The organism is Streptomyces sp. MMBL 11-1, from assembly GCF_028622875.1.
Classification (GTDB): Bacteria; Actinomycetota; Actinomycetes; order Streptomycetales; family Streptomycetaceae; genus Streptomyces.
This window is the reverse complement of the sequence record NZ_CP117709.1, coordinates 6,807,754-6,821,993: the sequence shown is the minus strand read 5'-3', so window position 1 is coordinate 6,821,993 and position 14,240 is coordinate 6,807,754. Positions and strand designations below refer to the sequence as shown.

General features: G+C 72.1%; 11 protein-coding genes. 5 read left to right on the top strand and 6 right to left on the bottom strand.

The features are described 5' to 3' along the window. Positions 1-207 precede the first annotated feature (207 nt). Complete coding sequence (locus tag PSQ21_RS30210; RefSeq protein WP_274034472.1) at positions 208-1,665, top strand: catalase; 1,458 nt, start codon at positions 208-210, stop codon at positions 1,663-1,665. Between the two features lie 605 nt (positions 1,666-2,270). Here PSQ21_RS30210 and gcl read toward each other — a convergent pair. Continuing rightward, on the bottom strand, positions 2,271-4,055 hold the full coding sequence (gene gcl, locus PSQ21_RS30205; protein ID WP_274034471.1) for a glyoxylate carboligase: 1,785 nt from the start codon (positions 4,053-4,055) through the stop codon (positions 2,271-2,273). Positions 4,056-4,316: 261 nt separating this feature from the next. On the opposite strand from gcl, the gene PSQ21_RS30200 reads away from it, so the two are divergent. The 3 genes from PSQ21_RS30200 (at position 4,317) to PSQ21_RS30190 (ending at position 5,995) form a co-directional block, all read left to right on the top strand. Beyond that, complete coding sequence (locus PSQ21_RS30200; RefSeq protein ID WP_274034470.1) at positions 4,317-5,027, top strand: hypothetical protein; 711 nt, start codon at positions 4,317-4,319, stop codon at positions 5,025-5,027. A 131-nt stretch (positions 5,028-5,158) separates the two neighbouring features. Then, positions 5,159-5,788: a GNAT family N-acetyltransferase gene (locus PSQ21_RS30195; protein ID WP_274034469.1), complete on the top strand. Its 630-nt coding sequence runs from the start codon at positions 5,159-5,161 to the stop codon at positions 5,786-5,788. A 9-nt stretch (positions 5,789-5,797) separates the two neighbouring features. Next, positions 5,798-5,995: a hypothetical protein gene (locus PSQ21_RS30190; protein WP_274034468.1), complete on the top strand. Its 198-nt coding sequence runs from the start codon at positions 5,798-5,800 to the stop codon at positions 5,993-5,995. Positions 5,996-6,023: 28 nt separating this feature from the next. Here the strand turns inward: PSQ21_RS30190 and PSQ21_RS30185 are convergent, their stop codons facing one another. Then, complete coding sequence (locus PSQ21_RS30185; RefSeq protein ID WP_274034467.1) at positions 6,024-7,631, bottom strand: AMP-binding protein; 1,608 nt, start codon at positions 7,629-7,631, stop codon at positions 6,024-6,026. Continuing rightward, complete coding sequence (locus PSQ21_RS30180; protein ID WP_274034466.1) at positions 7,628-9,304, bottom strand: AMP-binding protein; 1,677 nt, start codon at positions 9,302-9,304, stop codon at positions 7,628-7,630. The genes PSQ21_RS30185 and PSQ21_RS30180 overlap by 4 nt, the downstream gene beginning before the upstream one ends. A 130-nt stretch (positions 9,305-9,434) precedes the next feature. On the opposite strand from PSQ21_RS30180, the gene PSQ21_RS30175 reads away from it, so the two are divergent. Beyond that, positions 9,435-10,277 (top strand): helix-turn-helix transcriptional regulator, encoded by an 843-nt coding sequence (locus PSQ21_RS30175; protein ID WP_274034465.1) that lies wholly within the window; start codon positions 9,435-9,437, stop codon positions 10,275-10,277. A gap of 88 nt (positions 10,278-10,365) precedes the next feature. On the opposite strand, the gene PSQ21_RS30170 is transcribed toward PSQ21_RS30175, so the two are convergent. The 3 genes from PSQ21_RS30170 to PSQ21_RS30160 all read right to left on the bottom strand — a co-directional run bounded on the left by PSQ21_RS30170 (position 10,366) and on the right by PSQ21_RS30160 (position 14,124). Then, a complete protein-coding gene (locus PSQ21_RS30170) occupies positions 10,366-11,502 on the bottom strand; it encodes a winged helix DNA-binding domain-containing protein (RefSeq protein ID WP_274034464.1) in 1,137 nt (378 codons plus the stop codon). 88 nt (positions 11,503-11,590) lie between these two features. Beyond that, a complete protein-coding gene (locus PSQ21_RS30165) occupies positions 11,591-12,628 on the bottom strand; it encodes a glutathione S-transferase family protein (protein WP_274034463.1) in 1,038 nt (345 codons plus the stop codon). Then, positions 12,625-14,124: an MFS transporter gene (locus PSQ21_RS30160; protein WP_274034462.1), complete on the bottom strand. Its 1,500-nt coding sequence runs from the start codon at positions 14,122-14,124 to the stop codon at positions 12,625-12,627. Before PSQ21_RS30160 ends, PSQ21_RS30165 begins: the two co-directional genes overlap by 4 nt. Between the last annotated feature and the right edge of the window lie 116 nt (positions 14,125-14,240).

Below are 14,240 nucleotides of genomic sequence, written 5' to 3'. Positions count from 1 at the left end.
GCCCCTGGCCTCGTACGGGGCCACGGCCCGCACGACGGGCCCCCTGACCTCCGGGCCGCGGTGGCGCTGACACCTGTCCTGTCGCGCCCAGGCGCTGCCGCGGCCCGGAACCACACACTTCGTTTTCAACAAACTGTTGACGTTGCTCCGCGGCGAATCTACGCTCCTCAAGCCGTCAGCAGCTCGTACGAAAGGTCATCCCGCCACATGGCTAAGCGTGTGCTCACGACCGAGTCAGGCGCCCCGGTCGCCGACAACCAGAACTCCGCCACCGCCGGTGTCGGTGGACCGATCCTCCTCCAGGACCAGCACCTCCTGGAGAAGCTCGCCCGCTTCAACCGTGAGCGCATCCCGGAGCGCGTGGTGCACGCCCGCGGTTCCGGCGCGTACGGCTACTTCGAGGTCACCGACGACGTCACGGGCTTCACCCGCGCCGACTTCCTCTCCGAGGTGGGCAAGCGCACCGAGACGTTCATCCGCTTCTCTACGGTCGCCGACTCGCTCGGCGGCGCGGACGCGGTCCGCGACCCGCGCGGCTTCGCCCTCAAGTTCTATACGGACGAGGGCAATTACGACCTGGTCGGGAACAACACCCCGGTGTTCTTCATCAAGGACCCGATCAAGTTCCCCGACTTCATCCACTCGCAGAAGCGCGACCCGTTCACGGGCAGGCAGGAGCCGGACAACGTCTGGGACTTCTGGGCGCACGCCCCCGAGGCGACGCACCAGATCACCTGGCTGATGGGCGACCGGGGCATCCCCGCCTCGTACCGTCACATGAACGGCTACGGCTCGCACACCTACCAGTGGACGAACGCCGCGGGTGAGGCCTTCTTCGTCAAGTACCACTTCAAGACGAACCAGGGCGTGCGGTCCCTCTCCGCCGACCAGGCAGCCGAGCTCGTCGGCAAGGACGCCAACTCGCACCAGACGGACCTGCTCCAGGCCATCGAGCGCGGCGTCAACCCCTCCTGGACCCTGCACGTCCAGGTGATGCCGGCCGCCGACGCCGCCGACTACCGGTTCAACCCGTTCGACCTCACCAAGGTGTGGCCGCACAGCGACTACCCGCTCCAGCGGGTCGGCCGCCTGGTCCTGGACCGCAACCCGGACAACGTCTTCGCCGAGGTCGAGCAGGCCGCGTTCTCCCCGAACAACTTCGTACCCGGCATCGGCCCGTCCCCGGACAAGATGCTCCAGGGCCGGCTGTTCGCCTACGCGGACGCGCACCGCTACCGCCTGGGCGTCAACCACACCCAGCTTCCGGTGAACGCCCCGAGGACCGCCGTCGTCGACAACTACGGCCGCGACGGCGTCCACGCCACCCGCAACGGCTCGCGCCACGACAAGAACTACGAGCCCAACTCGTACGCGGGTCCGGCCCAGACCGACGCGGCGCTCGCCGCCCCGCTGGCGGTCCACGGCTGGACGGGCACGCACGAGGCGCCCGCGCACGCCAAGGACGACGACTTCTTCCAGGCGGGCGAACTCTTCCGGCTCATGTCGGAGGACGAGAAGGGCCGCCTGGTCGCGAACATCGCCGGAGGCCTCTCGCAGGTCACCCGCGACGACGTGATCGAGAAGAACCTCGCCCACTTCCACGCCGCCGACGCCGACTACGGCAAGCGCGTCGAGGAGGCCGTCCGCGCCCTGCGCGAGGACTGAGCCCCCTTCTCCAGGCCCCTGCCCGTACCGCGCACCCGGATGAGGGGTGCCGCGCGGCACGGGCAGGACGACGAGGCCGCGGCGGTCGAGCGATGCCAGTGCGGTGGTGAAGGGCCGGGGACCGTCTCCTGACCTGAAGGAGACGCCCTCCCCCGGGCCGATCGCCGCCGCCGCGGTCCCTGTCACCCGGCGACACCTCTGTCGCTCCCGAACGAGGGCGCGGAGTACGGATACGGTCCCGTACTCCGCGCCCTTCTCCGTGCCCGGCCCTGTCCCCTCGCGGCGGCGGGGCCGCACCATTGCAGCCCGTCCGGCGCTTGAGGACGCAACCGTGGCTCCGGAGCGGGCCGCTGCCTGCGGGAGGGACGCGCCCTGACGCCCTGCCGTCGGAGTGCGGGTCCCCCCTCCCGCGCGAGCGTTCCGTCCTCGAACGCCGGACAGGCTGGGGTGGTGCGTGAGTGCCGGGATGGTCCGTATCCGGCCCGTCCGGCGATCGAGGACATCCCCGGCGGGGCGGAAGACGGCCCGCACGCGACGACTCAGGCCCCCGCCCCGGAGTGGAATCCGGGGCGGGGGCCTGTCGTCGTGGCGGGTGGGCCGGTCCGTCAGGACACGGTCAGGGGGCGGATCGCGGTGGGCGCGTGGGACGCGTCCGTGGCGATGTCCTCGAACTCGTTGACCGACGCGATGTCACTGCCGCTCATCGCGATGTTCGTGACCCGCTCCAGGATCGCCTCGACGACCACCGGCACCCGGAACTCCGCGGCGAGCTTCTTCGCCTCCTCGAAGGCCGGCAGCAGCTGGTCCGGCTCGGTGACCCGGATCGCCTTGCAGCCCAGCCCCTCGACGACCTTGACGTGGTCGACGCCGTAGACGCCCAGCTCCGGGGAGTTGAGGTTCTCGAACTCCAGGTTGACCTGGAAGTCGATGTCGAAGTTGCGCTGCGCCTGGCGGATGAGTCCCAGGTAGGAGTTGTTCACCAGGACGTGGACGTACGGGATGCGGTGCTGGGCGCCGACGGCCAGCTCCTCCAGCATGAACTGGAAGTCGTAGTCGCCGGAGAGCGCGACGACCGTGCCCTCCGGGTCCGCGGTGGCGACGCCCAGCGCGGCCGGGATCGTCCAGCCGAGGGGGCCCGCCTGGCCGCAGTTGATCCAGTGGCGCGGCTTGTAGACGTGCAGCATCTGCGCGCCGGCGATCTGGGAGAGCCCGATCGTGGTGACGTAACGGGTCTCGGGGCCGAACGCCCGGTTCATCTCCTCGTACACGCGCTGCGGCTTGAGCGGCACGTTGTCGAAGTGGGTCCGGCGCTGGAGGGTCGACTTGCGCTCCTGCGTGGACGCGGCCCACGCCGAGCGGTCCTTCAGCCCGCCCGCGGCCTTCAGCTCGCGCGCCACCTCGACGAAGAGCGTCAGGGCGGCCTTGGCGTCGGAGGCGATGCCGAGGTCCGGGGCGAAGATCTTGCCGAGCTGGGTGGGCTCGATGTCCACGTGGACGAAGGTGCGGCCCTGGGTGTAGACGTCCAGCTTGCCGGTGTGGCGGTTGGCCCAGCGGTTGCCGATGCCGAGGACGAAGTCGGACTCCAGGAAGTTCGCGTTGCCGTAGCGGTGCGAGGTCTGGAGGCCCACCATGCCGGCGTTCAGCTCGTGGTCGTCGGGGAGGATGCCCCAGCCCATCAGCGTGGGGACGACGGGGACGCCGGTCAGCTCGGCGAATTCCACCAGGAGTTCGGAGGCGTCGGCGTTGATGATGCCGCCGCCCGCGACGAGCACCGGGCGCTCCGAGGCGTTCAGCATCTGGATCGCCCGCTCGATCTGCTTGCGGGAGGCCGCAGGCTTGTGCACCGGGAGGGGCTCGTACAGCTCGGGGTCGAACTCGATCTCGGTGAGCTGGACATCGATCGGCAGGTCGATGAGGACCGGGCCCGGCCGGCCGGTGCGCATCAGGTGGAAGGCCTGCTGGAAGACACCGGGAACCTGCGCGGCCTCCAGAACGGTCGTCGCCGCCTTGGTGACCGGCGCCGCGATCGACGCGATGTCGACGGCCTGGAAGTCCTCCTTGTGCAGGACGGCGGTCGGAGCCTGGCCGGTGATGCACAGGATCGGGATGGAGTCGGCGATGGCGGAGTACAGACCGGTGATCATGTCGGTGCCGGCCGGGCCGGACGTGCCGATGCAGACACCGATGTTGCCGGCCTTGGCCCGGGTGTAGCCCTCGGCCATGTGGGAGGCGCCCTCGACGTGCCGGGCCAGCGTGTGCCGCACCCCGCCGGAGGCCTTGAGGGCCGCGTAGAAGGGGTTGATCGCCGCACCCGGCACACCGAACGCGTTGCTGACGCCTTCGCGCTTGAGGATCTCAACTGCCGCTCGGGCAGCGGTCATACGAGGCATTGAGTGCTCCTGCTCGGGATTGGTGGAGTCGGGCTCTGTCGCGCCACCTGAGAGCACCAATTCCGCATTACGGAAATTCAGTTCTGCTATACGGAAGCAATCTAAAACGTGGGGCGACCCTCGTCAAGGGCGCGGACGGCCGCCCGCCCCCATGAAGTCCGCCCACCCCCTCCCCAGAGCCTCGCTCCTGGTGGACGATGGTGTGACGAGGGAGGCACGGAGCGCAGTCGGTCGCGCCGTCCGTGCCGGAGGGAGACGATCGTGGAGCCCGTGCCGGTACGGTGCCCTGTCTGCGGCCGGGGCCACGCCTACAGCACACCGGCCTACCCCTGCCCGTGCGGGACGCCCACCGCCCCACCCCTGCTGCGGGACGCCCCGGCGGTGCTGGTCACCCACCGCAGCTGGAACGACGCGTGGGTCACCGTCCGTTGCGCGTCCTGCGCCCGGGAGAACCAGTGGCCCCAGCCCGAACTGTGCTGCCCGTGCGGGGCCGTCCTGCGGATAGCGGTGCGCCCGGTGGCCGCCCCTCCGGCCCCGGCCGCGCCGCCCTCCCCCGCCCACATACCCCTGCCGCGCACCGCCGCGCACCCGCGCCCGGCCTTCCGGCCGATGACGATCCGCACGGGCCACGACGCGGTGAGCGCGGCGGGCCTCTACCTGACCTGGCTGGGCTTCCGTGATGTCGGCCGGCCCGGAGCGGGCCCGGCCGCCGGGATCGACCTGCGGGCCGACGGGCTGATCGCGCGGGTCGACTCCACCACACGGCCGACGTCACTGCGCGCGGTCGAGACCCTCTGGCTCAACGCGCTGGGCGCCTCGGTCACCGGGGTGTTCTTCTCCCTCGCGGGATACGCGGCCGACGCCCGGGCCCGCGCGGACGGCGTCGGGCTCGCGCTCTTCGTCATGGATCTCACCGGGACACCGCAGCCGGTGAACAGCCCCGCGGACGACCTGGTGAGCACCAGCGCCTGAACGGTGCCGGAGACGGGGGGCGACTTCGGAAGGTGCGGGCTCCGGGCAGCGCGTTCCCCGGGGCCTTCGGCAGGACATCCTGATCCGGCCACCGCGTACCGGTCCGCCGTCCGGCGCGGCACACTGAGTACATGCGTATCCGCTCCGCCAGACGCTCGGATCTCCCCCTGCTCCAGGACATCGAGCGCGCCGCAGGGGAACCGTTCCGGGCCCTGGGCATGGCCTTCGTGGCCGACGACGATCCGCCGCCGCTCGACCTGCTGGAGACCTACCGGCTGGCAGGCCGCTGCTGGGTGGCCTCCGACCCCCTCTCCGCCACCGGTGACCGGCCGCTCGGCTATGTGCTCGCCGACCCCGTCGACGACGCCCTGCACATCGAGCAGGTCTCGGTCGACCCCGCCGCCGCCCGCCGGGGCATCGGCCGGGGCCTGATCGCCCACCTCGCCGGCCTGGCCGTGCCCCGGGGCATGGCGGCGCTCACCCTGACCACCTTCACCGAGGTGCCGTGGAACGCCCCTTACTACGCCCGCATCGGCTTCCGGATCCTGACCGAAAGCGAACTCACCGACGGGCTGCGCGCGATCCGGGCCGAGGAGGCCCAGCACGGCCTCGACCGCTGGCCACGGGTCTGCATGCGGCGCGAACTGACGTCCGCCGTTCAGCCGTCGGGCGCTCCGGGATCCACGAAGGTTCCGCGCGTCCCGGAGGCTTCGGCGTCCCAGGACGCTTCGGAAGCCGTGGCTGTCAGTGGCAGCCCGTAAGCTGTGCGCATGGCTTTACTCCCCGACAGCTCCTTCCCCGCAGACCGCCCCGCGCCCGCCGCCGAGCAGGCCAACGAGGCCATCCGCGCCCTCGTCGACGCCTCCGGGCAGGGCTGGTCCGAGGTGGAGGCCGCCACGTACGAGGTGCTGCTCATCGAATGGGCGGCGGCGACCCGGGGCGACCCCGACATCATCGAAGCCGCCTGACCCACCCCCGCCCCCCCGCTCCTCCCGCTCAGTCCGCGTACGCCTCGCGCAGTTCGATCTTGCGGACCTTTCCGCTCACCGTCATCGGGAAGGTCTCCAGGATCCGCAGCCTGCGCGGGATCTTGTAGTGCGCGAGCCGCTCCCGGCAGTACGCGGCGATCTCCTCCAGGGTGGGCGGGTCGGCGGGGTTCCGGGGGATGACGCAGGCCAGGATCTCCTCCCCGTAGCGCTCGTCCGGCACCCCGACCACCTGGACGTCGGCGACCTTCGGATGGCCGTACAGGAACTCCTCGATCTCCCGTGGGTACACGTTCTCGCCGCCCCGGATGATCATGTCCTTGATCCGGCCGACGACCTGGACGTATCCGTCCTCGCGCATCACCGCGAGGTCCCCCGTGCGCATCCACCGCCCGGCGTCGACGACTTCGGCGGTGCGATCGGGCTGGTCCCAGTAGCCGAGCATCACGCTGTAGCCGCGGGTGCGCAGCTCGCCGGCGCTGCCGCGCGGCAGCGTGACGCCGGTGGCCGGGTCGACGACCTTGACCTCGATGTGCGGCAGCACGCGGCCCACCGTGCCGGTGCGGCGCTCCAGGTCGTCGTCGCGGCGGGTCTGGGTGGAGACCGGGGACGTCTCCGTCATCCCGTAGCAGATGGACACCTCGGCCATGTGCATCTCGGCGACGACCCGCTTCATCACCTCGGCCGGGCAGGGGGATCCGGCCATGATCCCGGTGCGCAGCGAGGAGAGGTCGTACGCCGCGAACTCCGGCAGATCCAGCTCGGCGATGAACATGGTGGGCACGCCGTACAGGGAGGTGCAGCGCTCCTGCTGAACGGCGGCCAGCACGGCGGCGGGCTCGAAGGACGGGCCCGGAATCACGATGCAGGCGCCGTGCGAGGTACCGGCGAGGTTGCCCATCACCATGCCGAAGCAATGGTAGAAGGGCACCGGCAGACAGATCCGGTCCTCCTGGGTGTACGCGATCGTCTCCCCGACGAAATACCCGTTGTTGAGGATGTTGTGGTGGGAGAGCGTCGCCCCTTTGGGGAAGCCCGTGGTGCCCGAGGTGTACTGGATGTTGATCGGGTCGTCGCACGACAGCTCCGCCTCGCGGGCGGCCAGTTGCTCCCGGGTGACGGCGGGCGCGGCGGCGGTCAGCTCGTCCCAGGACGGGTCGCCGATGTAGTGGACGGCGCGCAGGCCGGGGCAGTCGGCGCGAACCTGTTCGACCAGGGCGCGGTAGTCGCTGGTGCGGTGGGAGAGGGAGGCGACGAGCAGCGAGATACCGGCCTGCTTGAGGACGAACTCCACCTCATGGGCGCGGTAGGCGGGGTTGATGGTGACCATGACGGCCCCGATCCGGGCCGTGGCGTACTGGACGAGCACCCACTCGGGGCAGTTGACCGCCCAGATGCCGACCCGGTCGCCCTTGGCCACCCCCGAGGCCATCAGGGCGCGCGCCAACGTGTCGACGTCCCCGGCGAATTCGGTGTACGTCCAGCGTCGGCCCGAGGCCACGTCGATGAGTGCCTCGCGGTCGCCGTGCGCCGCGACGGTCCGGTCGAGGTTGCGGCCGATGGTGTCGCCGAGCAGCGCGGTGTCGCCGACGCCGTGCGCGTAGGACAGGCCGCTCACGAGAGGTCCCCCTCGGCGAACTCGGCGGCGGAGCCCAGGGCGGTGCGCTCACGCAGCTCGATGCGGCGGATCTTGCCCGACACGGTCTTGGGCAGGTCCGCGAACTCCAGCCTGCGGATGCGTTTGTACGGGGCGAGGACCGCCCTGGAGTGCTCGAAGAGGACCTTCGCGGTGTCCGGCCCCGGCTCCCAGCCCTCCGCGAGCACGACGTACGCCTTCGGGACGGCGAGGCGCAGCGGATCGGGGGCGGGCACGACGGCGGCCTCGGCGACCGCCTCGTGCTCCAGCAGGGCGCTCTCCAGCTCGAACGGCGAGATCTTGTAGTCGGATGCCTTGAACACGTCGTCGGCGCGGCCCACATAGGTGATGTAGCCGTCCGCGTCGCGGGCGCCGATGTCCCCGGTGCGGTAGTAGCCGCCCGCCATCGCCTCGGCGGTGCGGTCGGGGTCGCCGTGGTAGCCGGTCATCAGGCCGACGGGTCGGCCGGCCAGATCGAGGGAGATCTCGCCCTCGGCCGCCCCGGGCCGGCCGGTGACCGGATCGAGCAGTTCGACGGTGAAGCCGGGACTCGGACGGCCCATGGAGCCGGTCTTGAGGCGCTGACCGGGGGTGTTGGCGACCTGGACGGCGGTCTCCGTCTGGCCGAACCCGTCCCGGATGGTGACGCCCCACTCCCGCCGGACCGTCTCGATGACCTCCGGGTTCAGCGGCTCACCGGCCGCGACGACCTCACGCGGCGGGACCTTCAACTGGCTCAGGTCGGCCTGGATGAGCATGCGCCACACGGTGGGCGGGGCACAGAAACTCGTGACGCCCGAGCGGTCCATCTCGGCCATCAGCCGGCCCGCGTCGAAGCGGGTGTAGTTGAAGATGAAGACGGTGGCCTCGGCGGTCCACGGGGCGAAGAGGTTCGACCAGGCGTGCTTGGCCCAGCCGGGCGAGGAGATGTTCAGATGGACGTCGCCCGGCCTGAGCCCGATCCAGTACATCGTCGACAAGTGGCCCACGGGGTAGGACACATGGGTGTGCTCGACCAGCTTGGGGCTGGCGGTGGTGCCGGAGGTGAAGTAGAGCATCAGCGGCTCGTCCGCGTCCGTCTCCCGGCCGGGTGTGAACACGGCGGACGCCTCGGCCACTCCCGCGTACGGCAGCCAGCCCGCCACCTCCTCGCCCACCGCGATCCGGGTGTAGTCCCCGGGGACCTCGTCGAACTTCGTGGTGTCCGCGTCGCGCACCAGCACATGGCGCACCCGGCCGCGCTCCACCCGGTCGCGCAGGTCGGCGGGGCCGAGGAGCGGGGTGGCGGGAATGACGACGGCGCGCAGCTTCATCGCGGCGAGGGCGGTCTCCCACAGCTCGACCTGGTTGCCGAGCATGACGAGGACACGGTCGCCCTCCCGCACGCCCTGTTCCTTCAGCCAGTTGGCGGCGCGGCCGGAGCGTTCGGACATCGCCGCGAAGGACACCTCGGTGCGCCGGCCGTCCTCCTCCACGATGTGCAGGGCGGTGCGGTCGTTGTTCTCGGCGATGACGTCGAACCAGTCCAGGGCCCAGTTGAAGTGCTCGGTCCGGGGCCAGCGGAAGCCCGCGTAGGCCCGCTCGTAGTCCTCGCGATGCTCCAGCAGGAAGTCCCGGGCGGCCCGGAACGTCTCGGTAGCGCTGGTTGCCGACATGTGCCCTCCTCGATACGGACCGGTCACCTGACATCATGTAAACAGTGACCCAGGTCTCACCACCCCCGGACGGGGGTGGTCCGGTCCCCCGTCCGGGGGAGCGGCACGGGCCGGGCGGAAGGGCGTCGGAGTGCCGGAACCGGTCGATGCGGTCGAGATGCAGACAGCGCTGTTGAGGCTGCGCCGCACGAGCGGGCTTCCCGTGGTCTTCGGCGGCCTGCTGTCCGACGCGCGCCATGCGCGGATCGCCGAGCTGAACGGGGCGCACACCAGTGCGCTGCGGGGCCTCGTCATCTCCGCCGGGAGCGGACTGGGCGGCAAGGCCATCGCGCTGTCCCGGCCCTGTGCGGTGACGGACTACGCCTCCTCCCGCCACATCAGCCACGAGTACGACGCGGCGGTGGCGGCGGAGGGGCTGCGCTCGGTCGTCGCGGTGCCCGTCGTCGTACGGCGCGCGGTGCGGGGGGTGCTGTACGGGGCGCTGCGCACGCCGGTGACGCTGGGCGACCGGACGTTCGACGCGGTGGTGGCGGCGGCCCGTGACGTGGAGCAGTCGCTCGCGGTACGGGACGAGGCGCGGCGGCTGCTGGTCGCGGGCCGGGAGCAGGTGACCGATCCGGACGCGGTGCCCGGTGCCTGGGAGGACGTGCGCGAGGCCCACCGCGAACTGCGCGCGCTGGTCCCGAGGGTCCTCGCCCCGGCCCTGCGCGACGAACTCCTGGACGTCTGCGGGCGGCTGGCCTCGGCGGCGGGGGCCAAGGCGCCCGCCGCCCGGGAGGTCCGCCTCGCGCCGCGCGAGGTGGACGTGGTGGCGTGTGTGGCGGCGGGCGCGACGAACGCGGCGGCGGCCGAGCGGCTGGGGCTGCGGCCGGAGACCGTGAAGGGGTATCTGCGGTCCGCGATGCGGAAGCTGGGGGCGCACACGAGGCTGGAGGCCGTGGTGGCGGCCCGCCGGGCGGGGCTGCTGCCCTGACCCGGGGGTTCCGGGAGGCCAGGGTCGCTCGTCCGGATCGGGCCGCCGGGCCCCGCGAGGCCGGCGTGATCCGGACGGCAGGCCGCCCTCAGTCCCCGTAGTCCAGGAACGTGCCGAACCGGATGTGGTGGTCCGTCGCGTCCGTCATCACGGTCAGCATCCGCGCCGCCTCCTCGGTGATCCCGGCGCGCTCGTCGCGGGCGAGGCGCCGGAGCGGCTGGACGGTCAGGATCGCGGTGCCGCCCTCCCGTTCCACGCGCCAGACCGCGTCGAAGAACCCGTCGACCAGCACGGACCCGTACGCCTGGTTGCCGACCCCGTTGCGCCCCTTGTTCACCGGGGCGATCACGCGGGTGCGGTCGGCGTGGCCGAGGAGGAGGTTGTCGAACTCGGGCAGGAAGCGCGGCGGGGCCGGAGTGCCGGGGTCGGGGCGCGGGGCGTCCGGAAGGTCGAAGAGCTCGACGCCCTTCTCGTCCCGGAAGGTGAGCAGCCGGGGCCTGAGCCGTTCGAAGACCTCCTTCGTGCGGGTCAGTCCCGCCCATGCCTGGAAGTCCATCACCGAGGCGGGGCCGAACGCGCCGAGGTAGCGCAGCACGGTGGCGTCGGGGGCGGGGGCGGGTTCGGCAGGCCGTCCCAGCCAGTGCTCCACGGTGGTCAGGGCGACCTGTCCACCGCGTCCCCACAGTCCGCGCGGGGTGACCTGGACCAGGGGCAGCAGGCAGCGGGCGGCGGTGGTGAGCGCGCGGGGGTCGGCGTCCGGCCAGTGCGCGAGGAGTTCCTCCCGCAGTTCCCCGACCGGGCGGGGCCGCTCCACGACCGACTTCTCGGCCACCGCCGCGAGCCGGTCCAGGTCCACGCCCTCCAGCCCGCGCCGGAAGTTCTTCAGCTCCCGCTCGCGCGCCGCCTGCACGAGGGGGCGCAGGGTGAGCGCGTCGTCCGCCGTGTGGGAGTGGAGGGTGGAGCGCAGGGTGACGATCCGGACCACCTCGCGGGACTCCATCAGGGCGGACAGCTCCGCGGGGTCGAAGTCCGCGAGCCGGGCGTACAGCTGGAAGTACGGCGGCTTGGTGTTCTGGGCCTGGAGCCCGAGGAGATGGGCGACCGCGTCCTTCGCGGACATCGCCGACCGGCGCAACAGGAGCTGGCGGTCCAGGGTCGCCCGGTTCAGCGCGCGGGTGGAGAGGACGGTGGGGTGTGCGGCGGTGCGGTGCGTCTTCGCTGCCATGGTCCGTACGCTATCGACCCTTGCGGACAGCTACGGTCCGCAAGGGCCGGCGGGCGCACGTCACGCCCACCGGGCCCGGGCGCCCCGGTCAGGCGGCGGGCACGGGGGTGACCCGCTCGCCCGGGGGCACGGGGCCCGGGGGTGTGCCGTCGCCGAAGGGGCGGCCGCCGAGCTGTTCGCGGTGGTGCGGGGCGGTCCAGCCGGAGAGGTCGGGGCCGACGGGGACGATGCCGGTGGGGTTGATGCCGGTGTGGACCTGGTAGTAGTGCCGCTTGATGTGGTCGAAGTCGACCGTGTCGCCGAAGCCGGGTGTCTGGTAGAGGTCGCGGACGTAGCCCCACAGGACGGGGTCCTCGGTCAGCTTGTTCCGGTTGCACTTGAAGTGGCCGTGGTAGACGGCGTCGAAGCGGACCAGGGTGGTGAAGAGCCGGATGTCGGCCTCGGTGATGGTGTCGCCGACCAGGTAGCGGCGGTCGGTGAGGCGGTCGGAGACCTGGTCGAGGCGGGCGAAGAGGGCGGCGTACGCCTCCTCGTACTCCTCCTGGGAGCTGGCGAACCCCGCGCGGTAGACGCCGTTGTTGACGTCCCGGTAGATGCCCTCCATGACCTCGTCGATCTCGTCGCGCAGCGGTGCGGGGTAGAGGTCGGGGGCGCCGGGCCGGTGCAGCGCGGTCCATTCGGTGGCGAGGTCGAGCGTGATCCGCTGGTAGTCGTTGGTGACCAGCTGCCCGCTCGGTACGTCCACGATCGCGGGCACGCTGACACCGCCGGGATAGTCGTCCTCCCGGGCGTCGTAGGCCTCGCTGAGGTAGCGGATGCCGAGCACCGGGTCCTTGCCTCCGGGGTCGAGGGTGAAGCGCCAGCTGCGGTCGTCCTGGATCGGGTCGGCGACGGCGAGCGGGAGGGCGTCCTCCAGGCCGAGGAGCCGCCGGGAGACCAGGGCGCGGCTCGCCCAGGGGCAGGCGCGGCTGACGACGAGCCGGTAGCGGCCCGGCTCCACGGGCCAGCCGTCGCGGCCGTCGGCGGTGATCCGGTCGGCGAAGTGGCTCTTGGACCGCTTGAACGGTTTGTGGCCGTAGGAGGTGTTGCCGTCGCTACCGGCGCTGGCCGCTGTCGTGTCGTTCATACCGTGCTCCTCGATGCGTCGCTCGGTCCGCGTGCTGTACGTCGTCTGCCCCGTCGGTCGGCTCCGACGTCGGCCAGCGCCACGATCAGCGCGGCCAGCACGAAGGCGACGGACACGATGAGCCCGTGGTCGTAGGCGTCGGCCCAGCCGTCCGGGCCGACCTGGGCGAAGAAGACCGCGCCGACGGCGGCGATCCCGATCGCGGAGCCGACCCGCTGGCCGGTCTGGAGGGTGCCCCCGGCGCTGCCGGCCCGGTTCACCGGGACCTCCGCGAGGGTCAGGGTCTGGTTGGGGGCGATGACCAGGCCGCTGCCCAGGCCGGCGAGGAGCAGCGGGGCGGCCATCGCCCAGCCCGCACCGGTGCCGGGGACCAGGTGGACGGCGAGGGCGGTGCCGGCGAGGCCCAGCGCGACCATGGCCAGACCCGCCACCACGAGGGGGCGGCCGAAGCGGCCGACGAGCCGGCCGCCGATGGACGCGGCGACGCCGGAACCGAGGGCGAAGGGGGTGATGGCGAGTCCGGCCTGGAGGGCGGAGTAGCCCAGGCCGGACTGGAGGTAGAGGGTCGTCACGAAGAAGATCGAGGTGAACCCGGCGAAGTAGAGCAGGATCAGCAGGCAGCCCAGCCAGTAGGAACGCAGCCGGAAGAGCGACAGGTCCAGGACCGGGTGGGTGGGTCCGCCCGTGCACCGCGACTCCCAGGCCACGAACGCGGCGAGCAGGGCCCCGGCCAGGACGAGCAGCAGCCACTTGCCGTTGCCGGGCCACTGCTGGGCCTGGACGAACGGCAGCAGCAGCGCCAGCACCCCGGCCCCGAGCAGGGCGACGCCCACCGGGTCCAGGTCGCGCGGCCTCACCCGCCCGGCGGACGGGGTGTCCGGGAGCAGCCGGTGGGCGAGCAGGAGGCAGACGGCGCCGAGCGGGAGGTTGACGTAGAAGACCCAGCGCCAGCCGTGGTCCGGTCCGGCGGCCTGGATGAGCACGCCGCCGAGCAGCGGGCCCACGGCCGTGGAGATGCCGACGACGGTGCCGAACATGCCGAAGGCCCGGCCGCGCTCGCGCCCGGAGAACATCTGCTGGATCAGGGCGGAGATCTGCGGGGAGATCAGACCGCCCGCGATGCCCTGAGCCAGTCGGGCGATCACCAGCCACAGGCTGGACTGGGCGGCCCCGCAGGCGGCGGAGGCCAGGGTGAAGAGGGCGAGTCCCGCCATGAAGACCGCCCGGCGGCCCCGCGCGTCGCCCAGGCGCCCGGCGGGGATGAGGAAGAGCCCGAAGGCGAGGGCGTAGCCGGAGAGCACCCACTGGAGGTCGGACTCGGGGGTGTTCAGTCCCTCCCGGATCGAGGGGAGCGCCACGTTGACGATGGAGACGTCCAGCAGGGTCATGAAGCCCGCCACCAGACAGACGGCCAGTGCCCGCCAACGCCGGGGGTCGGGGCCGCCGGGGGCGGCGTCGCGCCCGGCCGGACCGGGATGCGCCGCGCTCTGAACCATGGTTCGCACCTTAGATCGCGTGGGGTGTTTCCTCCTCCGGGACGCGTCCGCACCGGGGGCCCGGATTCCGGATCCACGGACGGGCCCGGTGCGGCGTGTCCGCGCCCGGCGGGGGT